This window comes from Ensifer sp., assembly GCF_035999135.1.
GTDB lineage: Bacteria > Pseudomonadota > Alphaproteobacteria > Rhizobiales > Rhizobiaceae > Ensifer.
On record NZ_DASYGZ010000238.1, the window covers coordinates 1 to 25,753 of the forward strand.

Sequence of the window (25,753 nt, forward strand, 5' to 3'; positions counted from 1 at the left end):
ATCCGGACATAAAGGCACCGTTCAGCGACCATTCATGTTGCACCCGCGATAATCCGTCATACCACGCCCGGTCTTATGCGAAATATGCAAGAAATCGGAGTTGGCACGACAGATAGCAGACTATGAATATTCTCGCCAAGCGCACTCAAGCGCGAAACGGGAAAACGAGTGGCTGTCCATGCGTCCGACAACGGCTTTCCTGTGCCGCCAAGACCGTCTCAGCGCGGCCCCGAGTGTTTGAACGGTGGACCCAAGACCCGCCACGGAAAACCTCGAGGACGCGGGTGCATCCGCCGCAGAAGGACTGCGGCGCGTCAAATCCGGTACCCGGAAGGGGTGAGACAAGTGTCATTGTTCCAGGTGTATGCAAGAGCGCTCAGTTATCTTGCGGTTCACAAGTTCCGTGTTTCGGCGATCGTGCTCGCCAACGTCATTCTGGCGGCCATTACGATCGCCGAACCGATCCTGTTCGGCCGCATCATCGACGCCATCTCGTCGAAAGGCGAAGTCACGCCGATGCTTCTGATGTGGGCAGGCCTCGGTGTCTTCAACACCGTCGCCTTCGTGCTGGTCGCCCGCGAGGCTGACCGGCTGGCCCACGGCCGCCGCGCGACGCTTCTGACGGAGGCCTTCGGCCGTATCGTTTCCATGCCGCTCGCCTGGCATAGCCAGCGCGGCACCTCCAACGCGCTACACACGCTGCTGCGCGCCTGCGAAACCCTGTTCGGTCTGTGGCTCGAATTCATGCGTCAGCATCTGGCGACCGCTGTCGCGCTGATGCTGCTCATTCCGACCGCCTTTGCCATGGACGTGCGCCTGTCGCTGGTGCTCCTCGTGCTCGGCGCCGCCTACGTCATGATCAGCAAGGCCGTGATGAGCCGCACCAAGGAAGGCCAGGCTTCGGTCGAAAACCACTATCACACCGTCTTTTCCCACGTTTCCGACGCGATCAGCAACGTCTCGGTCGTGCACAGCTACAACCGCATTGAGGCCGAAACCCGCGAGCTGAAGAAGTTCACCGAACGGCTGATCTCGGCCCAGTTCCCGGTGCTCGACTGGTGGGCGCTCGCAAGCGGCCTGAACCGCGTTGCCTCGACCATCTCGATGATGGCCATCCTCGTCATCGGTACCGTGCTGGTGCAGCGTGGTGAACTCGGCGTCGGCGAAGTCATCGCCTTCATCGGCTTTGCCAACCTTCTGATCGGCCGTCTCGACCAGATGAAGGCCTTCGTGACGCAGATCTTCGAAGCCCGCGCCAAGCTTGAGGACTTCTTCACGCTGGAAGACGCCGTGCGCGAACGCGACGAGCCGGCTGGCGCAACGGAGCTGCCCGCGGTGACGGGCGAAGTCGAGTTCCGCGATGTCTCCTTCGACTTTGCCAACACGAACCAGGGCGTGCACAACGTATCGTTCACCGCCAAGGCCGGCCAGACGATTGCCATCGTCGGCCCGACCGGCGCCGGCAAGACCACGCTGGTCAACCTGTTGCAGCGCGTCCACGAGCCGCGCGACGGCCAGATCCTGATCGACGGCAACGACATCTCGAAGGTGACGCGCAAGTCGCTGCGCCGCTCGATCGCCACCGTGTTCCAGGATGCGGGCCTGATGAACCGCTCGATCTCGGACAACATCCGTCTCGGTCGCGACGATGCGACGATCGAAGAAGTCATGGCCGCAGCGGAAGCAGCTGCCGCCTGCGACTTCATCGAGGGCCGCACGACGGGTTACGACACGGTCGTCGGCGAACGCGGCAACCGGCTCTCGGGCGGCGAGCGCCAGCGTGTGGCCATCGCCCGCGCCATCCTGAAGAACGCGCCGATCCTGGTGCTCGACGAGGCGACCAGCGCGCTCGACGTCGAGACCGAGGCCCGCGTCAAGGATGCGATCGATGCGCTGCGCAAGAACCGCACGACCTTCATCATCGCCCACCGCCTGTCGACGGTGCGCGAAGCCGACCTGGTGATCTTCATGGATCAGGGCCGTGTCGTCGAGATGGGTGGGTTCAACGAGCTCAGCCAGAGCAACGGCCGCTTCGCAGCGCTGCTTCGTGCCAGCGGCATCCTGACGGACGACGATGTCCGCATGAGCCATACGGCGGCGTAAGCGTCGCTCGAAGCCAATCAAATTAGACCAGCCACCCGCCGTCAAACGCGGGTGGTTTTGTTTTCGGCAATGCCACATCGACAAGACTTGTCATTTCCGAGATTGTTGGTAGATCGGAATTCCGGCTTCAATTCCAAAGGGATTCACCAATGCCGGATATCTCCACCATCGCTCTCTTCGCCGCAGCGAGCCTCGTGCTCACCGCGACGCCCGGTCCCGACATGCTGCTGATTGCCTCGCGCAGCATCAGCCAGGGCCGTTCGGCCGGGTTTCTTACCTATGCCGGCATCGCGCTTGGCACCTATTGCCATGCGCTCGCTGCGGCGCTCGGCCTTTCGCAACTCTTTGTCACTGTTCCGATTGCCTATGAGATCGTGCGCTGGGCCGGCTGCGCCTATCTGCTCTACCTCGCCTACAAAACCGTCCGCTCGCAGGTACCGACCCTGTCTCCGAATTCGTCACTCAGGCGGCTTTCGGGCCGACGGATCTTCGGCGAGGGGTTGATGACAAACCTGCTCAATCCGAAGATGGCGCTGTTCGTGCTCGCCCTGTTTCCGCAGTTCGTGGATGCGAGTGGCGGGTCGATGGTCTTACAGATGCTCGTGCTTGCGACCATCTTGAACGGCATCGGCCTGCTGGTGAACGGCTCGGTCATCCTCGTCGGCAGCCACCTGCGCGCACGGCTCGCAGGCATCAGGCGTTTCCCGAAGCTGCCGCAATATCTGCTTGCCGGCGTATTCACAGGGCTTGCCTGCCGCCTTGCCCTTGGATCCCGAAACTGACATCCACGGTGGGCGGCGCCTCTTACGCCGCCCTCAATGGTTTGGCCGCGGTCAAACCCTTCAGCCATTCGAGATAGTAGGCGTAGGCGAAATGCAGCCCGATGCCGACGAGCACGAAGAGGCTGCCAAGGATCGGGTCTCGCCCGGTGACAAAGAGCAGCACCTGTCCCGCCATCGCGAGAATCGTGCCGAAGATGAAAACCGCCAGGGAATGGCGGCCGACGACAGCAAGGGGATGATCACTGTCGAGCTTCGCGAGATTGCTGATATTTGGCGTGACCGCGACGATGTAAGCAATCGCCAGCACATGCAGCAGCCGCGGCAACGACAGGAACGTCTTGTCGAAGCCGGTCAGCACCGCGGGCAGGCCAAAGGAAAGGTCGGTGCTCCACAAGGAGAACAGCACCCAGACCGCCGAGGCCGCAAGATAGAGGCCAGAAAGAGCGATCAGCCAGGGCCACCGCGGCAAAGTCCTGCCGTTGCGCACTGATGTCATCGAGACGACGCCGATGACGAACAGGAACTGCCAGGACCAGGGATTGAGGAACCAGTAGCCCTCGTCGAGGAAATTGGATGGCACGACCTTGAAGATGCCGGCCGTCAGCCAGAGGATGGCCGAGAGGAGCAGCAACAGCGTCTTGCTGACACCGTTCAGCCAGAGGATGGCCGGCAGCATCAGGAACAGTGCCGCATACATCGACAGGATGTTGTTGTAGCCGAGCTGGTGTCCGAGCAGCACCATGGCGACGATGCCCTGCTCGGTCTGTTCCACCATCGGCCGGATGTTGATCTCGCCGATCAGATCCTGCCGGCCGAAATAGAGCGCGCCGCCGGCAAAGATCGCCAGGGTCACGATGCTGGTCATGATATGGGCGATGTAGAGCGCCAGCGCCCGGCGCCAGATCTTCAAGGTCATAGCCAGTCGTCCGCCGGCGACGAACTTGCCGCCATAGGCAAGGCCGACCGACAGGCCGGAGATCAGCACGAAGGCCTCGGCCGAATCCGAGAAGCCGAAATTCTTGTGCGTCAGAAACTCGAGATATTGCCCCGGAACGTGATTGACGAAGATCGTCAAGAGACACAGCGCCCTGAACACGTCGAGGCGGGTATCGCGCTCCTTCGCAACCATTCGGGTCGACGTGGGGTTCACGCCACCCTGAAAAGTCTTTTGCAGCATGCAGTGCGTTTTCCAGGATTTGGCGCCCCGCCCCATCCCTGTTGAAACGGGCGCCGGCGGCCCATTCCGCGAGATGGAATGGCCGGCACCATGAGAAGCGACACCGCACAGTTCTGAGCGCGCGGGGTCGCACCAGCTTAAATCGGCACGACACCCGGCCTTCGAGGTCGTGCCGCCGGCGGATCGCCAAAGAAAAACCGGCCTTGCCCTTGCGGGAACAAAGCCGGTTTCATCTCGTCGTCCATACCGGCAGTTACAGCAAAATGCCTTCATGCGCGTTTTTTGTGACACTATTGTTGACGGTGACGATCGCCTCGCCACTTTTCTGGTCACGCTTCACCGAAATCTTGTGCCGCGTGCCGTCGAGCGTCACTTCCGCCGCGTAACCGTCCCAGGCCGCCGGCAACACCGGCCGGATGACCAGCCTGTCGCCCTGCCGGCGGATCCCGAGGATACCCTCGACGCCGACACGATAGAGCCAGCCCGCCGAACCCGTGTACCAGGTCCAGCCACCGCGCCCCGCCAGATTGCCTTCGCCGTAGATATCGGCGGCAACCACATAGGGCTCGACGCGGTAATGCTCGGCCGCCTCGCGGGTTTCGGCATGCGAGATCGGGTTCAGCATCTGGAAGACCCGCCAGGCTTCTTCCGCCCTGCCCTGCTCGGCAAAGGCAAGCGCTACCCAGGTGGCGGCATGGGTATACTGCCCGCCATTCTCGCGCACGCCGGGCGGATAGGCCTTGATGTAGCCGGGATCCTGCGCCGTGCGTTCGAGCGGCGGCGTGAACAGCCGCACGATGCGCTGGTCGGGATCGACCAGCTCGGCCATGACCGCATCCATCGCCTTCAGCGACCGCTGGTCGTCGCCCTCGCCCGACAGTACGCTCCAGGACTGGCCGATCGAATCGATCCGGCATTCCAGCGCCTCGCTGGTTCCAAGCGGCGTGCCATCGTCGTAGTAACCGCGGCGGTAGTAGTCGCCATCCCACCCGGCCGTGGCGAGCGCCTTTTTCAGAGCTTCGAGATGCGCTTCCCAGCGGGCGACACGGGTCTCGTCCTTGCGTTCGCGGGCATAGGGCAGGAAGCCGCGCAGGGTGCCGGCCAGGAACCAGCCAAGCCAGGTGCTCGTACCCTGGCCCTTCTCGCCGACCCGGTTCATGCCGTCGTTCCAGTCACCGCCGAGGAACAGCGGCAGGCCGTTGTCGCCGGTACGCTTGATCGCCAGATCGAGGGCGCGAGCGCAATGCTCGAAGATGTCGCCGATCTCTTCGGAGATCTCCGGCTTGTAGAAGGCGTCATGCTGCCCTTCTTCCAGCGCCGGTCCCGTGATGAAGGGAAGCCGCTCGGCAAGCAGGTCGGCCGTACCCGTCACCGTGTTGTAGCGGGTGACCGCATGGGCGAGCCAGACGACGTCGTCGGAGATCATCGTGCGCACCCCGGCGCCGGTTCCCGGCAGCCACCAATGCTGCACGTCACCCTCGGCAAACTGCCTCGAGGCGGCGTTGAGGATCTGCGCGCGCGCAAGCTCGGGCCGGTGGATCAGGAAGGCCAGCGTGTCCTGCAGCTGGTCGCGGAAGCCGAAGGCACCGCTTGCCTGATAGAAGGCCGAGCGCGCCATGATGCGGCAACCGAGGCTCTGGTAGGGCAGCCAGTTGTTGATCATGGCGTCGAAGGCCGGATCCGGTGTCTCCACCTTCACGATGTCGGTGAAGTCGCGCCAGAAGGTGGTGTTGGCTTCGAGCACCGTGTCGAAGGCGGTCTGGCGCAACTCGCCGATGACGGCGCGAAGCTGGTCCTCGTTATCGGCATCGCCGAGGATGAAGGTCACCTGCCGCTCGGCACCGGGCTCGATGGTAAGATCGGTTGCCAGTGCTGCGCAGGGGTCGCCGTCGACATCGACGGAGCCGGACAGGTCTGCCCCCGACAAAACGGCCTGCGGCACGAGGATGCCACCGAGCGCGCCCAGGAACTCCCGGCGGCTGGCGGTGTACCCCGCCGCCTTTCCGCCTTCCACGGCGAAGAAGGCGGAACGACCGGAGAAGTCGATGCTGTAGGGGTTGGTCGCCACCAGCGCCTCGGCCGTCTCGTCCCATTTGGAAAGGATGAACGGCGCCGAGCGCGCACGGTTGTTGCCAAGCACCCACTCGCTGTAGCCATAGAGCCTCAGCTGCCGCGCGGTCGCCGCACGGTTGCGGATCGACACCCGCACCAGCTTGGCCGGCAGGTTGCGATGCACGGTCTGGATCGCCTCGATCTCAAGCTCGTCCTGGGTGCTCCGGAAGGTCGAATAGCCGAGCCCGTGCGCCGTTTCGAACACGACGGAGCGGCGGCGCGAGAGCGTCGCATAGGGCGTCGACACCGTACCGCTCGCCATGTCGCGAATGAAGATCGCTTCGCCCGGACGGTTGACGACCGTGTCGTTGGTCCAGGGCGTCAGCTGGTAGTCGCGCGAATTGCGGCTCCAGGAGTAGGCAGCGCCTTCCGCCGCGATGTGAAAGCCGAAGCTGTCGTTGGAGATCACGTTGATCCAGGGCTGCGGCGTCGCTTCGCCGCCGCGCAGGCGCACGACATATTCCCGGCCGCCATCGGCGAAACCGCCGAAGCCGTTCCAGAAGGCGAGATCGTCGCCCTTGATTTCGGCCGGCGCTGCGTCCCCATTCTCCTGCGGTGCCGCCAGCAGCGGACCTGAGAACTCGCCGCTCTTTTCGGCGCCCTTTGCCGGCGCCGGTGAGTAGAGCGAATTGGCGCGGGCGATCTGGTCGGAGATCGTGCCGTTGCGGGCGTGGAACACGGCGCGCGAGGCCGACAAGAGCGTCGACCAGGTCTCCGGTTCCATCAGGTCGCGGCGCACCGAGAAGATGTGCTGGCGCGGCCCGTCCGAAAGGCCGCGCAGCCTCAGGTTTTCGCACATGGAATCGAGGGCGTGCTGCATGTCCTGTGCATAGGACGAGGCACGCTCGTTGATGATCACGAGGTCGGCGGTGATGCCGCGGGCGCGCAGGTACTCCTGGGCACGCAGAGCTTCGCGGGCGATGCCGAGATCGCCGTCGTCGTTGATCCTGAGGCTGAAGATCGGGTAGTCGCCGGAAATCGCCAGCGGCCAGAGCTTCGTCTGCGAGTCAAGACCCGCCTGCACCGTCGCCGCATCGGCACGCAGGTGCATGTCCGGATAGACGAGGTAGCGGCCGAGCATCTGGAAGCTTGCGGCCTCCTGCGACGTCACGCCGACATGGCGCATCTGCACCTGGCTGCGGGTCCAGGCGTGGATGAGTTCCTGGTTGAAGGTTTCCGGGTGGCGATAGCGGTCGATCGCCCGATCGACCTCCTCGCGGCTCGGCGCCGCGATCGTCCAGAAGACGACGCTCACCTTCTTGCCGGCGGGCACGCGCACCACACGGCGCAGCGACATGATCGGGTCGAGCGTGAATCCGTCCGTTCCCGAAAGAACCGCATCCGCATCGAAGGCGGCGGCTTCGGCAAGCGTGCGGCCGGGCCCGATGAAGCGACGGCGGTCGGTCTCGGCTTCCGTATCGCGGTCGCTACCAGCATTGTCGGTGACGAGATGCGCCACTTCCATGTCCGGATCGCCTGAACTGCGCTTGTTGCGGCTGACGCGGATGACGTCGCCGCGACGGCTGATTTCCGTGCGCACGAACATCTTCGAGAACGCCGGATGGGCGCTGTCGGCCTCGTCGGTCGAAAGCACCGGCTCGGCATAGGAGGTTACTTCGATGAAGCGGTCCTGGGTGCCGGTGTTGAGCAGCATCACCCGCCGCCCCTCGGCGTCGTGTTCGGTCGCGACGATGCACTCGACCTCGCTGATGAGGTCGCCGACAGTCTTGACGAACTCCGCCTTGTCGTCGCCGAAGCGGGTCAGCACCTTTTCGCCGGGCGCACGCCGCGGCTCCGACGTCGTCGACCACCACTCGCCGGTCGTCGTATCACGCAGGAAGATGAAGGTGCCGGTGCGGTCCTCGACCGGATCCGGCTTCCATCGAGTCACGGCCTGGCCGTTCCAGCGGGCGTAACCGGCGCCGTTGGCGGTCAGCATCACGGAATAATGGCCGTTGGAGAGAAACACGGTCTCGCGATCCTGCGACAGCGGATTCTCGATGATGCGGACTTCAGGGCGCAGCAGGTCGTCCTGGCCCTTGCCGACGGATTCCGGTTCGCGCTTGGCGTTCATGATCGGAATGTCGCGCGGCGCCTTTTCCTGCAGCAGCAGTTCCGCCGCCTCGATCACCGGGTCAGCATGGAACCACTCGCGAAGGCGGCCATTGAAGACGACGTTGGCGACCGCTGCGATCGACATGCCATGGTGGTGCGCATAGTAGTTGCGCACCACGGCGCATTTCTGCCCCTCGGGCACGCGCGTCGGCGTGAAGTCGACCGCATCGTGGTAGCCGTAGGCGCCGAGCGCGCCGACTTCACGAAGCCGGGCCAGGTTGGCGAGCGCCGACTTCGGATCGTACATGCAGGCCAGGATCGAGGCATAGGGCGCAATGACCGCGTTCTGGCCGAGGCCGCGCTTGAGGCCGAGCGTCGGTACGCCGAAATTGGTGTACTGGTAGGTGAGCTCGTGGTCACGCGCGTTGAACGCGGCTTCCGAAATGCCCCAGGGCGTGCCGAGACGACGACCGTGATTGATCTGCTCCTTGACCACCAGATTGTTGGTCTGGTTGAGGATGCCACCCTGCCGCTCCTGCATGACCAGCGGCGGCATCAGATATTCGAACATCGAGCCCGACCAGGAGATCAGCGCACCGCGTGCGCCGATCGGCACGATCGGCCGGCCGAGCTTGTACCAGTGCTCGGTGGGAAGGTCGCCCTTGGCGATCGCGAACAGGCTGGTGAGCCGCGCTTCCGATGCCAGAAGGTCGTAGCAGGCCTCGTCGAGCTCGTTGGCGTTGACGCGGAAGCCGATCGACAGCAGCCGCCGTTCCGGCCGGAACAGGAAGCCGAAATCCATCGAGAAGGCGATGTCACGCGCCCGGTCCTTCAGGACCAGCAGACGCTGTCGCAGCGTCTCTATGGCGCCAAGATCGAAGACGCCGTCGGCGATATGGGCTTCGCAGGTCGTGACCAGCGAATTCGCCCATTTCGTGACTTCACCGCTCTGCGGCGTGCGCACCTCGTGGTCGAGGTTGACCGTCAGCTTGTGCATGTCGCGCGCGAGCACCGCGAGGTTGATCACCCGGATAGACGCGAATTCATGCTCGCGGATGACGGCGGCGAGCGCGTTCTGGAAGCCGACGATGCGTTCCTCGATCAGCCGGCGCAGCGGCCGGACCGTCTTGCGGTCGTCAGGCAGGTCGCGCAGCACTTCCTGCAGGATGGCGACGACGTCGCCGATGCCGGTCAGGCTGCCCTGCACATGCGCGGACGGCGCTTCGGCCCAGTCGCGGCACATCGACGAAACGGCGATCAGGTGGCCGGCGAGGTTGCCGCTGTCGACCGACGAGATGTAGCGCGGCTCCATGGTTTCGAGCGTGTTGGTGCGATACCAGTTGAACAGGTGACCACGGTATTTCGGCATCCGGTCGATGGTGGCGATCGTCTGCTCCAGCCGGTTGATCGTCTCCTCGAAGCCGATCCAGCCGAAATCGCGCGCCGACATCACCGACAGCAGATACACGCCGATATTGGTTGGCGAGGTCCGCTCGGCGAGCACCGGCTGCGGCGTTTCCTGGAAATTGTCCGGCGGCAGGAAGTGCTGTTCGGCCGTGACGAAGGTTTCGAAATAGCGCCAGGTGCGGCGCGCAATCAGGCGCATCTCGTCGATCGCCTCGTCGGAGACGACAAGCTGGTCCTCGGTTTCGGCCGACTGGCTGACGAACCAGGCAACGGCTGGGGAGAGTGCCCACAAAAGCGCAAAGGGAATGCCGATGAAGGGCAGGCCGGTGTCAGAGATCGCCGCAAGCGCCAGCGAGATCGCCGACAGTGCCGGCGCGATCCACATGGCGCGGTAGTAGTCGCCGATCGTGCCGTGACCTGCGCTCTGGACCTGGGCGGCGGTGCGCCATTCGAGCATCAGCTTGCCGCTGACGAAGGTACGGTACAGCGAGCGCACGATCGCATCGCCCATCATTGCCGCATTGTGGGCGATGAAGACGATGCGCAGCGCAACTTGCGCATTGGCGGCGCGCACCTCGTTGAGCACGGCATGAAGATGCGCGCGGGCAACGATATCGTTGCGGCGCGGCAGCAGGCCGTTGATGAGCGACAGGGTCGGCGCCACGAACAGGCTGAAGATCAGCACGATCTGCCAGATCAGCGCTTCGGTCGGCTCCATGTAGTACCAGCCCATGACCGAGGCGACGAGCCAGGCGAGCGGGATCAGCGAGCGTCTGAGATTGTCGTACATCTTCCAGCGACCAAGCATCGACAGCCCGTTCGAGAAATTGAAGATGTAGGGCAGGAGCTGCCAGTCGCCGCGGGCCCAGCGATGCTGGCGCGACATCTCGACCTCGTAGCGGGTCGGGAAGTCCTCGACGAGCTCGACGTCGGTCACGAGCGCACAGCGCACGTAGGACCCTTCGAGCAGGTCATGGCTGAGAACGGCGTTTTCCTGGATCCGGCCCTTCAGCGCCGCCTCGAAGGCGTCGACATGGTAGAGCCCCTTGCCGGTGAAGCTGCCTTCGCCGGCGATGTCCTGGTAGACGTCGGAGACGGTGAAGACATAAGGGTCGATGCCGCGGTTGGACGAGAAGATGCGCTGGAAGGCCGATGCTTCGCTGCCGGTCGTCAGCGACGGCGTCACGCGCGGCTGCAGCAGGCTGTAGCCGGCGATCACGTCCTGGGTCTTCGGATCTACCACGGGGCGGTTGATCGGATGGTACATCTTGCCGACGAGCTTCGTCACCGCATCGCGCATCAGGCGCGTGTCGGAATCGAGCGTCATGACGTACTGCACGTTTTCCGGCACCGTGTTGGCGCCCTGCAGGAACGAGGTGTCGCGGTCGCCGCGCAAGAGCATGTTCAGCTCGTGCAGCTTGCCGCGCTTGCGCTCCCAGCCCATCCAAACGCCTTCCTGCTCGTTGTAGAGGCGGCGGCGATGCAAGAGGTAGAAGCGCGTCTTGCCGTCATAGGCATAGCGCGCCGAGAGCTGGGCGATCTCGCGCTTGGCATAGTCGAGAACGTCCGTATCGGTGCTCGTTTCCTCGTCCTTGCTGTCGGCCCAGTCGCTGACCAGCGCGAAGTAGATCTCGCCGCGCGGATTGGCGAGGTAGTGGACCTCGAGATTGCGCACCAGTTCGTCGACATGGTCACGCTTGGAGATCAGGCAGGGCACCGCGACCAGCGTGCGGGCGTCTTGCGGGATGCCGTCGATGAATTCGTATCCGACGAGGCGGGATGGTTTGACGAACAGCGTCACCAGCGTGTTGAACAGCCCCATCGCGCCTTCGGAGGCCGGCAGGGCGAAGAGCAGCAGCATGATCAGCTTGGCGCCGCTCGGGATCGCCATCGGACTGACGAAGGAATAGACGGCGATCATCGCCAGGATCGTCAAAAGGATGTTCGGCCCGGCGATCGCGAACCAGTCGAGCTTGCGGCTGAGGCGGATGATCGTCTGCAGCACGGACGGCCGGTAACCGATCTTCTTTTCCAGCACCTTGCGCTGCTTGCCGACAAGGAAGGAGCCGACGTTCGGTTCCTGCAGCGGCGCTTCCGTCGTGGCGGCCTGTTCCGCCTCGCGCACCATCTCGACCGCGATCTGGGTCACTTCGTATTCGCTATGACCCGAGCGACGCGCCAGCTTCTCGATCGTGTCGCGATATTTGTTGCGCGAACCGAAGTCGAGGGCGGCGTAGTCGGTGCCTTCGCGCAGCGCCGCGTCGATCTTGCTGACGCTTTCGAACCAGACGGCCCAGTCGGTGTCGTCGATCTCGCGCAGGCTGCGGATGATGTTGCTCATCGTCGCGTTGCCGGATGACAGGCGATTCTGCTCAGCGACCAGCGCGCTCTCGACGTCGCTGCCGCGCTTTTCGAGCCGCTCTTCGATCCAGGCGATGACCGCGCCTGACGTTTGCGAGCCGTCGCGCATTCGATAGAGCAACTGCGCGACGAAGGTGTTGTCGGCCGCGAGCGCCTCGGATTCGGCAAGCAGCGCCCGGCACCTTTCCGGATCGTTCAGGCGAACGATCTGGTCGGCGACGTCGTTGGCCTTGCGGCGCATGCCGCGCGAACGCTCGACGCGGATCGCGATCCGCCTCAGGTTCTCGATGAGCACGAAGCGCAGGATCGACGGCAGCGCCCAGAGTTCGCCGATCTTGAAGGTCTCGTGCTTCTGGAAGCCCTCGACGATCGCCGTGACGCTTTCGCGCGTAACGGTGCTGTGGGTGTGGGCGACATAGAGCCAGGCAAGCGCCATGGTGCGTGGAATGACCGTGCCGGAAACCGAGAGTGTGGGGAGCTGGCGATAGAACCGGCGCGGAAAGTCGCGCCGAACTTCCTGGATCGCCTCTTCGACGACGTGATGGTTGTCCAGCAGCCACTCGGCGGCCGGCGTGATGGTCGCGCCCGCCTCCACGTCGGCTGCGGTCGCCCGATAGACGCGCAGGATCTCGTGTTCGTTTTCCCGATGCCGCGGCCGAAACTCGAACGGGAAGAACCCCGGCAGCGAGGAGACACCCTTCAATGCGAGGTTCTCACCGCATTGCCGGAGGTCCTCCATCGAGAAGAAGGTCGCGCGGATCGAATCGTTGTAGTCGATCTGCTTGGCTTCCGGTTCGCGCGGAGCGGTGGGCGGCGTAGTTTGAAGCTGCATGGGTACGGGTTCTGAATCCAACCGGGGTTGATCGGCCCGGCCCTCGTCGGGGTGCCGGGTTGGCTGCGGTCCTGAGAATTCAGGCTTCGCCGGCGCGTTGCTAGACACAGTCATGTGCCCTCCCATCCACCGTCACGTCCCGGGAATCCGGAACCTGGCGGTAACAGGCACCGCCCACGACTGGGCATCGGAGATTGCAAAGCCGGCGGCGCATTGATTTTCAAGGCCGCGGTGATGCATGAAAATGGCATTTTTTAGCCGTGGTGCCAACAGCTTGCAAGGATTGCTCATACAAGTTTGGACGATTTGCGCACAGTCGTTTCAGGCCGATACCGGCCTCAGTGCGCGCCCCCTTGGCACTTCGATACAGCTCTCTCAATTTGCCCCTTCTCAAGCTTCATCGCGGATGGCAGACAAGGCGAAACGTGATGGGGCAGCGAAGGTTCCCTCGAAATGCGCAAAAGCGCGTCAGCGCTCAGCCACCTGCTCGGTGATCCACTCGCGGAACGCCAGGCTGATCGGGTTCTCGAGCTTGCCTTCGGGGATGGCGAGATAATAGCTGTTTTCCGTCTGCATCGGCCGGTCTAGCACGATGCGCAAAGTCCCCGCCGCAAGCTCCTGCTCGATCAGGTATCGCGGCAGAAGGGCAAAACCGAGCCCTGCGGTCGCCGCCTCGATCACCATCGAAAACTGGTCGAAGCGGTTGCCGCGATAGGCGCCGCGCCCGTCCATGTCGTTGGCTTCGAACCATTGCGCCCAAAGCTTCGGCCTTGTGGCGAGATGGAGCATCGGCCCGGTGACGATATCGTCCGGGGACGCGACCGGATGCGCTGCCAGCATCGCCGGACTTGCGGCCGGCACGATGATTTCGCTGCAGAGATAGCTGCAGGTGGCGCGCGCCCAGACCGGCTGGCCGTAGTGGATGGCGAGATCGAAGTTCTGCTCCTCGAAGTCGAAGGGCGCCGAGCGCGAGGCAATGTTGATGACCGTGTCCGGGTGGCGCTTGAGGAAATCGGGAAGGCGCGGCACCAGCCAGCGGCTGCCGAAGGTCGGCAGCGACGCGATCGACAGCGTCGAGTCCGCCCGGGCGGACGCCATTGCCCGCACCATCAGTTCCTCGGTCTGGTTCAGGAGACGGCGCACCTCGGGCAGGAACTTCTGGCCGGCATCCGACAGGATCACCCGCTGGCGCACGCGCTCGAACAGGAGGACGCCGAGCTGGTTTTCGAGATCCTTGATCTGACGGCTGACGGCACTCTGGGTGAGGTTCAGTTCGGCCGCCGCCTGGGTAAAGCTGCCGTGTCGCGCCGCGCACTCGAACGCCTGCAGCGTCGTTACGTCAGGAACCAGTCTGCGGCTCAACTTCATTCCGCCCTCGCATCAACATAGTCAGAAGCAACGCGATCAATGGCCAGTTCGATCGGATATGATCCGAAATGAGAATGACCTTGTCCTTCACCCATAGCGCGAGGCGAGCCCCAGTGAAAGAGAATAGTTTCGTATCCGCCGACGACATCCGCTCGGCCTTTTCCGCAGCCATGTCGGTCATGTACCGCGAAGAAGTGCCGGCCTACGGCACGCTGATGGAGCTGGTTGCCAAGGTCAACGCCGATACGCTCGCCGCCGACCCCAGGCTGAAAGAGCGCCTCGACGCCACCGATACGCTCGAGCGCATCTCCGAGGAGCGCCACGGCGCGATCCGTCTCGGCACCCCGGCCGAACTTGCGATGATGCGCCGCGTCTTTGCCGTCATGGGCATGTACCCGGTCGGCTACTATGACCTGTCGACCGCCGGCGTCCCGGTGCACTCGACCGCTTTCCGCCCGGTCGGCGATGCCGCGCTGAAGCGCAACCCATTCCGCGTCTTCACGTCGCTGCTCCGCCTCGACCTGATTGCCGACGAAGCCCTGCGATCGGAAGCGGAGGTTGTTCTCGCCGAACGCCAGATCTTTACCGCTGTCGCGGTCGAACTCACCGAAAAGGCCGAGCGCGACGGCGGCCTCGACAAGGCGGATGCCGAACGTTTCGTCTCGGAAGTGCTCGAAACCTTCCGCTGGCACGACAAGGCCAATTTCAGCGCCGACATGTACAAGCGGCTGCATGACGCCCACCGCCTGATTGCCGACGTCGTCTCCTTCAAGGGCCCGCACATCAACCACCTGACGCCGCGCACGCTCGATATCGACAAGGTTCAGGCGCTGATGCCGGAATACGAAATCGCGCCGAAGGCCGTCGTCGAGGGCCCGCCGACCCGCAAGTGCCCGATCCTCCTGCGCCAGACCTCGTTCAAGGCGCTGGAAGAGGCTGTTTCCTTCAGGGATGCCGACGGCGCCTGGAAAGAAGGCTCGCACACCGCCCGCTTCGGCGAGATCGAACAGCGCGGCATCGCGCTGACCCCCAAAGGCCGCGCACTCTATGACGACCTGCTCGACGCCTCGCGCAAGATCGTCCGTCCGGCTGCCGACGGCTCCAACGCGCGCGAATATGAAGCAGCCCTTGCCGGCGCTTTCGAACCCTTCCCGGACACCTGGGCGGGTATCCGCGAAGCCGGGCTTGGCTATTTCAGCTATTCGCTGACGGACAAGGGCCGCAAGGCGGGCATCTCCACAAAGCGTGACATCGAGGCGATGATCGCCGACGGTCTCGTCCAGTTCGACGCCATCGTCTATGAAGACTTCCTGCCGGTCAGCGCCGCGGGTATCTTCCAGTCGAACCTCGGCGACGGCGCACAGCAGGATTTTGTCGCCAGCCCGAACCAGAAGCGCTACGAAGCCGACCTCGGCGCGACGGTGCTCAACGAGTTCGATCATTATGCCGGCATAGAGCAGGCTTCGATCGAAAGCTGCATTCAGGCCTTGACCGGCGCCATCGCTGCGGAATGATGCTTGTCCGATGATCGACCAACTGCACATCGACGCGCTTGCCGGCATCCTTGGAGACAAGGGTGTCGTCACGCGTCCGGAAGACCTTGAAGCCTACGAGACCGGCGCGCGCTACGATCGCGGCCGGACTTCGCTCGTGCTCAGGCCGGCAACGACCGAAGACGTCTCCGCCGTCGTTGCCTACTGCGTGAAGAACGACATCGCGCTGGTCCCGCAATCCGGCAATACCGGGCTCGTCTCCGGCTCGACCCCGGATCAGTCGGGCGACGAAGCCGTGCTCAGCCTCGACCGGCTGGCGAAGCGCTTCGAGCTCGACCTCGACAACCGCTCGGTGCGGCTCGATGCCGGTTTCCGGCTGTCGGATCTCAACCGTCGGCTGGAGGAGCACGGGCTGTTCTTCCCGATCGACCTCGGTGCCGACCCGCGCATCGGCGGCATGATCGCCACCAACACCGGCGGCTCGCGCTTCCTGAAATACGGCGACGTGCGCCGCAACACCCTCGGCCTGAAGGTGGTGCTCGGCGATACCGACGGCACCGTTCTCGACCTGCAATACGACCTGCGCAAGAACAACACCGGCGTCGACTGGAAGCAGATCTTCGTCGGCACGTCCGGCGCCTTCGGCATCGTCACCGAATGCGTGCTGAACCTTGAGTACCTGCCGCAGCAGACCGCGACCGCCCTGCTCGTTCCGGCAAGCGGCGCCCATGTCCTGCCGCTGCTGCGCGCCATGGAAGAGCGTCTCGGCGCCTATCTCTCGGCCTTCGAGGGCATGTCGGGCAATTCGGTCAGGGCGGCCTTTGCCCATGTGCCGTCGCTGAAGAACCCGTTCCAGGGCGGCAACGTCCCCGATTACGTCATTCTCGCCGAGATCAGCCGCACGTGGGCGCCGCGCGAGGGCGAGCAGTCGCTCGACGCCGTGCTGGAGACGGCGCTCGCCGAGGTCTGGGAGATGGAGGCGGCGCCGCTCGCCGACGCCTTCGTCGGCCCGCCGCATGAGATCTGGGCGCTGCGTCACGCGCTTTCCGAGGGCGTAAAGCACTTGGGCAAGCTGATCGCCTTCGATGTCTCCTTCCGCCGGGGCGACATCATGGCCTTCTGCGACCATATGAAGGCCGAAATGCCGTTAAAATTCCCCGGCGTGACCGTCTGCGATTTCGGCCATATCGGTGACGGCGGCGTGCACTTCAACCTCGTCGTTCCGAAGGACAGCGACCTTCTCAAGGACGAAACGTTCGAGCCTCGGCTGCGCCAATGGGTTTTCGCCGTCGCCGTCGAGGAGTATCACGGCAGCTTCAGCGCAGAACATGCGATCGGCCGCCGCAACCAGGCCTATTACGACCTTTATACACCAGACAAGCTCAAGGACATGGCCAAGGGCCTGAAGACGCTCACCTCGCCGGGAAAGCTCGGCAGCGTGCGCTTCGGATAGCCCGGAGCGGAATGAGGAAAACCGTATGCGGTTTCCGCCCCCATTCCGGTCCAACGAATGATCCAAACCAATAAGACGGGAGTCAGACCATGAACATCGCAACCAAGACAGTCGACGTCACCAAGGAAGCAGCAGCGCTTCTCGAAAAGATGGGCGTCGCCAAGGAACTCTACACCGGCGGCGACATGCCGTCCTATAGCCCGGTCACCGGTGAAAAGATCGGCAATCTGAAGACCGTTTCGGCCGCGGAAGCTGCCGCCAAGATCGAGAAGGCCCATGAAGCCTTCAAGGCCTGGCGCCTCGTTCCGGCCCCGAAGCGCGGCGAACTGATCCGCCTGCTCGGCGAAGAACTGCGCACCTTCAAGGCAGACCTCGGCCGCCTGGTTTCGATCGAAGCCGGCAAGATCACCTCGGAAGGCCTCGGCGAAGTCCAGGAAATGATCGACATCTGCGATTTCGCCGTCGGCCTTTCCCGTCAGCTCTACGGCCTGACGATCGCCACCGAGCGCCCCGGCCACCGCATGATGGAAACCTGGCATCCGCTCGGCGTCGTCGGCGTCATCTCCGCCTTCAACTTCCCGGTCGCCGTCTGGTCCTGGAACACGGCGCTGGCGCTCGTCTGCGGCAACTCGGTCGTCTGGAAGCCGTCGGAAAAGACCCCGCTCACGGCTCTCGCCTCGCAGGCGATCTTCGAGCGCGCCGTCGCCCGCTTCGGCGACGCGCCGGAAGGCCTGTCGCAGGTGCTGATCGGCGACCGCGCCATCGGTGAAGTCCTCGTCGACAACCCGAAGGTTCCGCTCGTTTCGGCCACCGGCTCGACCCGCATGGGCCGTGACGTCGGCCCGCGCCTTGCCAAGCGCTTCGCCCGCGCCATCCTCGAGCTCGGCGGCAACAATGCCGGCATCGTCTGCCCCTCGGCCGATCTCGACATGGCGCTGCGCGCCATCGCCTTCGGCGCCATGGGCACCGCCGGCCAGCGTTGCACCACCATGCGCCGCCTGTTCGTGCATGAAAGCGTCTACGACCAGCTCGTTCCGCGCCTGAAGAAGGCTTACGGCTCGGTATCGGTCGGCAACCCGCTGGAATCGACCGCTCTCGTCGGCCCGCTGGTCGACAAGGCTGCCTTTGACGGCATGCAGAAGGCGATTGCAGAAGCCAAGTCGCATGGCGGCAGCGTCACCGGCGGCGAACGCGTCGAGCTCGGCTACGACAACGGCTACTATGCCAAGCCGGCTCTCGTCGAAATGCCTGCCCAGGCGGGCCCGGTCTTCGAAGAAACCTTCGCGCCGATCCTCTACGTCATGAAGTACAGCGATTTCGACGCCGTTCTTGACGACCACAACGCGGTCGCAGCCGGCCTGTCGTCCTCGATCTTCACCCGCGACATGCAGGAATCCGAACGCTTCCTGGCCGTCGACGGCTCGGATTGCGGCATTGCCAACGTCAACATCGGCACATCCGGTGCTGAAATCGGCGGCGCCTTCGGCGGCGAAAAGGAAACCGGCGGCGGTCGCGAATCCGGCTCGGACTCGTGGAAGGCCTACATGCGCCGCGCCACCAACACGGTGAACTATTCGAAGGCTCTGCCGCTGGCGCAGGGCGTGTCGTTCGACATCGAATAACCGGCGCTCCTGAGTAGGAAACGACCATGACCATCAACCAATCGGTCAAGGAGGCGGGCTTTCAGCCCGCCTCGCGGATCTCCTCGATCGGAGTGTCCGAAATCCTGAAGATCGGCGCCCGCGCGCAAGCCATGAAGCGCGAAGGCAAGCCGGTCATCATCCTCGGCGCCGGCGAACCCGACTTCGACACGCCTGATTATGTCAAGGACGCCGCCTGCGAAGCGATCAAACGCGGCGACACCAAGTACACGGCCCTCGACGGCACGCCGGAGCTGAAGAAGGCGATCCGCGAAAAATTCCAGCGTGAAAACGGCCTTGCCTACGAGCAGGACGAAATCACGGTGGCAACCGGCGCCAAGCAGATCCTGTTCAACGCCATGATGGCGTCGATCAATCCCGGCGACGAAGTGGTCATCCCGACGCCCTACTGGACCTCCTATTCGGATATCGTCCAGATCTGCGAAGGTAAGCCGGTTTTGATCCCCTGCGATGCCTCCTCGGGTTTTCGCCTGACGGCCGACAAGCTCGAAGCGGCGATCACGTCGAAGACGCGTTGGGTGCTCTTGAACTCGCCGTCGAACCCGTCGGGTGCCGCCTACAGCGCCGACGACTACCGGCCGCTGCTCGACGTGCTCCTGAAGCATCCGCATGTGTGGCTGCTGGTCGACGACATGTACGAGCACATCGTCTATGACGGCTTCCGCTTCGTTACTCCGGCCCAGCTCGAGCCTCGGCTCAAGGACCGCACGCTTACTGTCAACGGCGTCTCCAAGGCCTATGCCATGACCGGCTGGCGCATCGGCTATGCCGGCGGCCCACGCGACCTGATCAAGGCGATGGCCGTTGTCCAGAGCCAGGCAACCTCCTGCCCCTCCTCCGTCAGCCAGGCCGCTTCGGTCGCAGCGCTGACCGGCCCGCAGGAATTCCTGAAGGAACGCACCGCGAGCTTCCAGCGCCGCCGCGACCTCGTCGTCAATGGCCTCAACGCCATTGCCGGTCTCGACTGCCGCGTCCCGGAAGGTGCGTTCTACACCTTCTCCGGCTGCGCCGGCATGCTCGGCAAGGTTACGCCCTCGGGCAAGCGGATCGAGACGGATACGGACTTCTGCGCCTACCTGCTCGACGACGCCCATGTCGCCGTCGTCCCGGGTTCGGCCTTCGGTCTCTCGCCGTTCTTCCGCATCTCCTACGCGACCTCGGAAACGGAACTGAAGGAAGCGCTCACGCGTATCGCCGACGCCTGCGCCCTGCTCTCGTAATCAAGCAGTTGTCGGGCACTCCGAGCTCGGAGATGCCCCTCACCCTAGCCCTCTCCCCGCTTGCGGGGAGAGGGGACAGCGTCGAGAACGATGCACCAGCCCCTTTTCCACCCAACGAACCTTCTGCCTTCGCTCCCCACGGAGCGCAGCTGCTTGGCGTGTCCACAGGTCTTGAGAGGGATATGCGGCAGCGGGATGAGGGGCATTCCGCCGCTGCGACGAGTACGTCCCCTGCCTCTTCAAAACGTCGGCGGCGTGCAGGCGCTGATCACCTCGCAGGGCACCGGCCCGACGCAGCGAAACCGGTGCGGTCGCCGGCTTTCGAAATAATACGCATCCCCCGGCCCGAGGATCCGCCGCTCATCGTCGACGGTGACCTCGATGCGCCCAGACAGCACGATGCCCCCCTCCTCGCCGTCATGCACCAGCGGCACTTTTCCAGTGTCTGCGCCCGGCTGATAGACCTCCTTCAGGATCTGCAGGCTGCGGCCAAAGAGGTTTTCGCCGATCTGTCGGTAGGAGATCGGCCCCTTGCCGATCTCCACCAGTTCCTCGGCTGCATAAAACGCCTTGCGCGGCTTCTCCGGCTCGAAGGAAAAGAACTCGGCAAGCCCGATCGGGATGCCATCGAGGATGCGCTTCAGCGCCCCGACGGAAGGATTGGACGCGTTCGATTCGATCAGCGAAATCGTCGAATTGGTGACACCTGCGCGCTTGGCGAGTTCGCGCTGCGACAGATTGTGCATCAGCCTGAGGTGTCGAAGCCGGTTTCCGATGTCGACGCTCATGGGCGTGCAGTTCCCTGTTCAGGTTGTTCGGAATATCGCAAATACGCCACTCCGTAGTGTTATAATTCAATGCTTTAACTGACATCAGAAAAGGACTTGTTTGGCAAATCAAATCATGGCGTCAATCGCGCGACTTCAGGAGGACGCCATGAACCAGCACACCAAACCCAACGCCCCCGTACTCGACAGCTATTGGATGCCGTTTACCGCCAACCGGCAGTTCAAGCAGGCGCCGCGCCTGCTCGCGTCCGCCGAGGGCATGCACTACACCAGCACCGATGGCCGCGCGATTCTGGACGGCACCGCCGGGCTCTGGTGCGTGAACGCCGGCCATGGCCGCCGCCAGATCGCGGCTGCCGTCGAGCGCCAGCTGTCGACGATGGATTTCGCGCCTTCGTTCCAGATGGGCCACCCGATCGCCTTCGACTTTGCCGAGCGCCTCGCCGAGATCGCGCCCGGCCCTGAAGGCCAGAAGCTCGACCGCGTTTTCTTCACGGGTTCCGGCTCGGAATCGGTCGACACCGCGCTCAAGATCGCGATTGCGTACCAGCGCGCCATCGGCCAGGGCACGCGCACGCGCCTGATCGGCCGCGAACGCGGCTATCACGGCGTCGGCTTCGGCGGCATCTCGGTCGGCGGCATTCTCAACAACCGCCGCGTCTTCCCGCAGCTGCCAGGTTCGGACCATCTGCGCCATACGCATGACCCCGCCAGGAACGCCTTCGTCAAGGGCCAGCCGGAGCACGGCGCCGAGCTTGCCGACGATCTCGAGCGGCTGGTGGCGCTGCATGGCGCCGAAACCATCGCCGCCTGCATCGTCGAGCCCGTCGCCGGCTCGACCGGCGTGCTCATCCCGCCGAAGGGCTATCTCGAACGCCTGCGCGCCATCTGCGACAAGCACGGCATTCTTCTGATCTTCGACGAAGTCATCACCGGCTTCGGTCGCCTGGGCGCGGCGTTTGCCACCGACTTCTTCGGTGTCACCCCTGACATGGTGACGGCGGCCAAGGGCCTGACCAACGGCGCGATCCCGATGGGCGCCGTCTTTGCCAGCCGCAAGGTGCACGACGCGCTGATGCATGGGCCGGAAAACGCGATCGAGCTCTTCCACGGCTACACGTACTCCGGCCACCCGGCCGCCTGCGCCGCCGGTATCGCCACGCTCGACATCTACCGCGACGAGGGCCTGATGACCCGCGCCGTCGAGCTGCAGGATGCCTGGCACGACGCCATGCATTCGCTCAAGGGCCTGCCCAATGTCATCGACATTCGCACGATCGGGCTTATTGCCGGCATCGAGCTGCAGTCGCGCGACGGCGCCATCGGCGCCCGCGCCTACGACGTCTTCGTCGATTGCTTCGAAAAGGGCCTGCTGATCCGCGTCACCGGCGACATCATCGCCTTCTCGCCGCCGCTGATCGCCGAAGAGAAACACTTTGGTGAGATCGTCTCGATCCTCGGCGATGCGCTGAAGCGCGCCAAGTAAGCCCGGGCAGTCAACACAACGCCGCCGCCGAAGAACCTCGGCGGCGGCTTTGTCGTTTCCAATCGAAGATGGAATCCGGCTAACTTCCCTGCAGACGCCGCGCCTTAGCGGATCAGCATCGCCCGGAAATCGTTGACGTTGGTGCCGGTCGGTCCCGGCACGAAGAGATCGTCGCTCCCCGAAAAGGCGGACCAGGCGTCGTGGCGGACGAGATGGAGCCGCGGATCGATGCCCGCCGCCCGCATGCGGGCGATGCTCTCGCCATCGGCGAAGGCCCCCGCATTGTCTTCCGAGCCGTCGATGCCATCCGTATCGGCAGCCAGCGCATCGATCCCCGGGACACCGTCGATATCGAGAGCCAATGACAAGAGGAACTCACTGTTGCGCCCGCCCTTGCCATAGTCCTTGCCGGAGATCGTCACCGTCGTCTCGCCGCCGGACAAAAGCACCACCGGCTTGGCGAAGGGACGGTTCCTCAGCGCCACTTCGCGGGCAAGGGCTGCATGCATGCGACCGATGTCGCGGGCCTCACCCTCGATCGCGTCGGAGAGAATATGCGGCTCGATGCCGAGTTCGCGCGCCCTGGCCGCCGCCGCTTCGAGCGAGACGGCAGCAGAGGCGATCACATGGACCGTGTGCCTGGCGAAACGTGGATCGTCCGGATCGGGTGCCTTCGCTGCCTCCGAACGCAAATGCGTCATCACACCGTCGGGAAGCTCCATGCGATAGCGGGCGACGATCTCGAGCGCCTCCTCGGCCGTGCTGCGGTCGGGAACGGTCGGCCCCGAAGCGACGAAGGCCGGGTTGTCGCCGGGAACGTCCGAGACGACGAGACTGACCACTCGCGCCGGAAAGGCGGTTGCGGCAAGCCGCCCGCCCTTGATCCGCGACACGTGCTTGCGCACGACGTTCATCGCCGAGATCGGTGCGCCCGAGGCGAGCAGCGCCCTGTTGACGGCGATCTCGTCGGCGAGCGTCAAGCCTGCGGGCGGTGCTGGCAGCAGGGCAGAACCGCCGCCCGAGATCAGCGCGATCACCAGATCGTCCGCTGTCAGCCCTGTAACCGCTTTCAACAATGCGTCCGATGCGATAAGCCCAGCTTCGTCCGGAACCGGATGGGCCGATTGCAGCACCGTGATCGTCTCACACCGCTCCACCGGTCCGTGGCGTGCAACGACCGTGCCGCTGACGGGATGTTGCCACAGCTTTTCGAAAGCGGCAGCCATCTGGCTTGCAGCCTTGCCCGCACCGACGACCACCGTCCGCCCCTTCGGCGGTTCGGGCAGATGTGCCTTGATCGCCTCATAGGGGTCGGCGGCTCGAACGGCTTCCTCGAACAACCGGGTCAGGAAGGGGCGCGCTTCGATCATGGCTCTCGCTCAGTCGGCAATTTCGAGGTCGTAGACGAAGATGCCGGCAATGCCGCCTTCCGCAGCCGCAACGATCTTGGCGCCGGTCTTCCGATGCTCCTCGTCTTCGAGATAGGCGTCGCGCGCCGCCGCATCGGCAAAGTCGACGATGAAGCCCTCACCAAAGCCCTTGTCCATGCCCACCTCCGGGCTGACATTGGCGCCGACTTGCGCGGCGAGAAAGCCCGGCAGCCGTGATTTCAGCGCGGCAATCTCCGCAAAGATAGCCGCCTTTTCCTCCCCGGTGATTTCGGGACGGAAGCGGATGAAGACGCAATGGCGGATCATTTAGGACCTCAACGGATATCGGCGCGGGCGCGCGGGCGACTGTCGTTACGTTCATGGGCGAAGATCGCCGGCGGCAGCGGTTGCAGCCCGCGGATGATGTCCGAGCCCTTCTCGCCCATCATGATCGTCGGCCCGTTGGTGTTGCAAGAGGGAACACGCGGCATCACCGAGCTGTCGCAAACGCGCAGGCCTTCAAGCCCGCGCACCTTCAGGTCGAGGCCGACAACGGCCGCGGCGTCCGTGCCCATCTTGCAGGTGCCGACGGGGTGGTGGTCGGTCTTGGCATTGGCGCAGCCATAGTCGAAGAACTCCTCGTCGGTGACGACCGAATTGCCCGGCAGGCGCTCCGCCAGCACGAAGGGTTTGAGTGCTGCCTGCTGCATGATCTCGCGGGCGATCTTCAGGCCCTCGATCGACATCTTGCGGTCATGCGGATCCTCCCAATAGTTGGGATCGATCAGCGGTGCAGCGTCCGGATCGGAAGAGGAAAGCCGCACCGTTCCACGCGAGCGCGGGTGCAGATAGGCAGAGTTCAGCGTCACGCCGGCATTCTTCAGCTTTTCGACGCCTGCCTCGATGCCCGAGCCGAGACCCAGGTGGAACTGGATATCAGGCGAACGGGCGTTCTGATCGGCATACCAGAAACCGCCGGTCTCAAACAGCGAGGATGCCACCGGGCCCGAGCGGAAGAGCACATATTGCAGCCCAGCCCATAGCGTACGATGGAGTTTCGCGACACCGTCATAGGTGTGGTCGCCGGTGCACTCGGAAATAACGAACAGATCGAGGTGATCCTGCAGGTTGCCGCCAACACCCGGCAGGTCGTGTTTCACCGAAACGCCCACCGACTTCAGGTGATCGGCCGGACCGATGCCCGACTGCAAAAGCAGCTTCGGCGATCCGATGGCGCCGGAGGACACCAGCACTTCGCGTTCCGCCCGGATGGTCTCGCTGCCCTTGGCCGTGACGACCTCGACGCCGACGGCGCGGGTGCCCTCAAGCACGATCCTGGCCACGCGCGCCCCGGTGCGAACCGTCAGATTGCGGCGGTCCTTGATCGGCGAGAGATAGGCGAGCGACGCGCTCGAGCGGCGGCGGTTGCGCTGGGTGAGCTGGTAGAAGCCGACGCCCGCCTGCTGGCGGCCGTTGAAGTCGTGATTGTAGGGGATGCCAAGCTCCTGCCCCGCGCGGATATAGGCGTCGCAGATCGGCAGCGCGGAGACCGGCATCGAGACACCGAGCGGCCCGCCATAGGCATGGTAATCGTCGGCAAAACGCTGGTTGTCCTCCGAGCGCTTGAAGTAGGGAAGCACGCTGCGATAGTCCCAACCGGTGCAGCCGTCCTCGGAGGCCCAGAGGTCATAATCGGCGGCGTTGCCGCGGGTGTAGAGCTGGGCATTGATCGACGAGCCGCCGCCGATCACCTTGGCCTGGGTATAACGCAGCACCCTGCCCTTCATGTGCTTCTGCGGCACGGTCTCCCAGCCCCAGCTGGCGACGCCCTTGGTCATCTTGGCAAAGCCGGCGGGCATATGGAACAGCGGGTTCCAGTCGCCACCGCCGGCTTCGAGCAGCAACACGCGGACCGACGGATCCTCGGAGAGCCGGTTGGCAAGAACGCAGCCGGCCGGGCCGGCGCCGGTGATGATGTAGTCGTAGCTCATTCCCTGTCTTCCTCCGCCGCCGCCATTTGGAACGTTCCAAATTTTCGACGTGTCCAATTCAAACCCTGCCCGCTTGCGAGCCTCAAAACGTCTG

General features: G+C 64.1%; 14 protein-coding genes. 7 read left to right on the forward strand and 7 right to left on the reverse strand.

The window, feature by feature from the left end; all coding sequences use genetic code 11:
- Window positions 1–345 precede the first annotated feature (345 nt).
- Both VGO12_RS31030 and VGO12_RS31035 read left to right on the forward strand, forming a co-directional pair.
- Complete coding sequence (locus tag VGO12_RS31030; protein ID WP_327516581.1) at window positions 346–2,103, forward strand: glucan ABC transporter ATP-binding protein/ permease; 1,758 nt, start codon at window positions 346–348, stop codon at window positions 2,101–2,103.
- A gap of 149 nt (window positions 2,104–2,252) precedes the next feature.
- A complete protein-coding gene (locus tag VGO12_RS31035; RefSeq protein WP_327516582.1) occupies window positions 2,253–2,885 on the forward strand; it encodes a LysE family translocator in 633 nt (210 codons plus the stop codon).
- A 22-nt stretch (window positions 2,886–2,907) separates the two neighbouring features.
- Here VGO12_RS31035 and VGO12_RS31040 read toward each other — a convergent pair whose 3' ends face one another.
- From VGO12_RS31040 to VGO12_RS31050, 3 genes are all read right to left on the reverse strand, one after another.
- The gene (locus VGO12_RS31040) at window positions 2,908–4,062 is read right to left on the reverse strand and encodes an OpgC family protein (protein WP_327516583.1); all 1,155 of its coding nucleotides are present in this window, start codon (window positions 4,060–4,062) and stop codon (window positions 2,908–2,910) included.
- 253 nt (window positions 4,063–4,315) lie between these two features.
- Entirely contained in the window at window positions 4,316–12,943 is an 8,628-nt protein-coding gene (gene ndvB, locus VGO12_RS31045; RefSeq protein ID WP_327516584.1) for a cyclic beta-(1,2)-glucan synthase, read from the reverse strand.
- Window positions 12,944–13,297: 354 nt separating this feature from the next.
- Window positions 13,298–14,197: a LysR family transcriptional regulator gene (locus VGO12_RS31050; RefSeq protein ID WP_327516585.1), complete on the reverse strand. Its 900-nt coding sequence runs from the start codon at window positions 14,195–14,197 to the stop codon at window positions 13,298–13,300.
- A gap of 113 nt (window positions 14,198–14,310) precedes the next feature.
- Between VGO12_RS31050 and hglS the strand changes: the two genes are divergently transcribed.
- From hglS to VGO12_RS31070, 4 genes are all read left to right on the forward strand, one after another.
- Window positions 14,311–15,711, forward strand: a complete 1,401-nt coding sequence (gene hglS, locus VGO12_RS31055; protein ID WP_327516586.1) for a 2-oxoadipate dioxygenase/decarboxylase HglS — start codon at window positions 14,311–14,313, stop codon at window positions 15,709–15,711.
- A gap of 10 nt (window positions 15,712–15,721) precedes the next feature.
- Window positions 15,722–17,143, forward strand: a complete 1,422-nt coding sequence (locus VGO12_RS31060; protein WP_327516587.1) for an FAD-binding oxidoreductase — start codon at window positions 15,722–15,724, stop codon at window positions 17,141–17,143.
- An 89-nt stretch (window positions 17,144–17,232) separates the two neighbouring features.
- Window positions 17,233–18,765 (forward strand): aldehyde dehydrogenase family protein, encoded by a 1,533-nt coding sequence (locus tag VGO12_RS31065; RefSeq protein WP_327516588.1) that lies wholly within the window; start codon window positions 17,233–17,235, stop codon window positions 18,763–18,765.
- 26 nt (window positions 18,766–18,791) lie between these two features.
- Window positions 18,792–20,024 carry a pyridoxal phosphate-dependent aminotransferase gene (locus VGO12_RS31070; protein WP_327516589.1) on the forward strand — a complete coding sequence of 411 codons (1,233 nt, stop codon included), beginning with the start codon at window positions 18,792–18,794 and terminating at the stop codon, window positions 20,022–20,024.
- 239 nt (window positions 20,025–20,263) lie between these two features.
- Here the strand turns inward: VGO12_RS31070 and VGO12_RS31075 are convergent, their stop codons facing one another.
- Entirely contained in the window at window positions 20,264–20,812 is a 549-nt protein-coding gene (locus VGO12_RS31075) for a cupin domain-containing protein (protein ID WP_065374039.1), read from the reverse strand.
- A 148-nt stretch (window positions 20,813–20,960) separates the two neighbouring features.
- On the opposite strand from VGO12_RS31075, the gene VGO12_RS31080 reads away from it, so the two are divergent.
- Window positions 20,961–22,298, forward strand: a complete 1,338-nt coding sequence (locus VGO12_RS31080) for an aspartate aminotransferase family protein (protein ID WP_327516590.1) — start codon at window positions 20,961–20,963, stop codon at window positions 22,296–22,298.
- Window positions 22,299–22,402: 104 nt separating this feature from the next.
- Here VGO12_RS31080 and VGO12_RS31085 read toward each other — a convergent pair whose 3' ends face one another.
- The 3 genes from VGO12_RS31085 to VGO12_RS31095 are packed head-to-tail and all read right to left on the reverse strand — an operon-like array spanning window position 22,403 to window position 25,659.
- A complete protein-coding gene (locus VGO12_RS31085) occupies window positions 22,403–23,668 on the reverse strand; it encodes a glycerate kinase (protein WP_327516591.1) in 1,266 nt (421 codons plus the stop codon).
- A 9-nt stretch (window positions 23,669–23,677) separates the two neighbouring features.
- Window positions 23,678–23,995 carry a Dabb family protein gene (locus VGO12_RS31090; protein WP_327516592.1) on the reverse strand — a complete coding sequence of 106 codons (318 nt, stop codon included), beginning with the start codon at window positions 23,993–23,995 and terminating at the stop codon, window positions 23,678–23,680.
- 8 nt (window positions 23,996–24,003) lie between these two features.
- Entirely contained in the window at window positions 24,004–25,659 is a 1,656-nt protein-coding gene (locus tag VGO12_RS31095) for a GMC family oxidoreductase (protein ID WP_327516593.1), read from the reverse strand.
- Between the last annotated feature and the right edge of the window lie 94 nt (window positions 25,660–25,753).

Bases quoted from the DNA above. Each gene is read 5' to 3' on its own strand.
- VGO12_RS31035 (WP_327516582.1), top strand. From the start codon at position 2,253: ATGCCGGATATCTCCACCATCGCTCTCTTCGCCGCAGCGAGCCTCGTG.
- VGO12_RS31040 (WP_327516583.1), bottom strand. From the start codon at position 4,062: ATGCTGCAAAAGACTTTTCAGGGTGGCGTGAACCCCACGTCGACCCGA.
- ndvB (WP_327516584.1), bottom strand. From the start codon at position 12,943: ATGACTGTGTCTAGCAACGCGCCGGCGAAGCCTGAATTCTCAGGACCG.
- VGO12_RS31050 (WP_327516585.1), bottom strand. From the start codon at position 14,197: ATGAAGTTGAGCCGCAGACTGGTTCCTGACGTAACGACGCTGCAGGCG.
- VGO12_RS31060 (WP_327516587.1), top strand. From the start codon at position 15,722: ATGATCGACCAACTGCACATCGACGCGCTTGCCGGCATCCTTGGAGAC.
- VGO12_RS31065 (WP_327516588.1), top strand. From the start codon at position 17,233: ATGAACATCGCAACCAAGACAGTCGACGTCACCAAGGAAGCAGCAGCG.
- VGO12_RS31070 (WP_327516589.1), top strand. From the start codon at position 18,792: ATGACCATCAACCAATCGGTCAAGGAGGCGGGCTTTCAGCCCGCCTCG.
- VGO12_RS31075 (WP_065374039.1), bottom strand. From the start codon at position 20,812: ATGAGCGTCGACATCGGAAACCGGCTTCGACACCTCAGGCTGATGCAC.
- VGO12_RS31080 (WP_327516590.1), top strand. From the start codon at position 20,961: ATGAACCAGCACACCAAACCCAACGCCCCCGTACTCGACAGCTATTGG.
- VGO12_RS31085 (WP_327516591.1), bottom strand. From the start codon at position 23,668: ATGATCGAAGCGCGCCCCTTCCTGACCCGGTTGTTCGAGGAAGCCGTT.
- VGO12_RS31090 (WP_327516592.1), bottom strand. From the start codon at position 23,995: ATGATCCGCCATTGCGTCTTCATCCGCTTCCGTCCCGAAATCACCGGG.
- VGO12_RS31095 (WP_327516593.1), bottom strand. From the start codon at position 25,659: ATGAGCTACGACTACATCATCACCGGCGCCGGCCCGGCCGGCTGCGTT.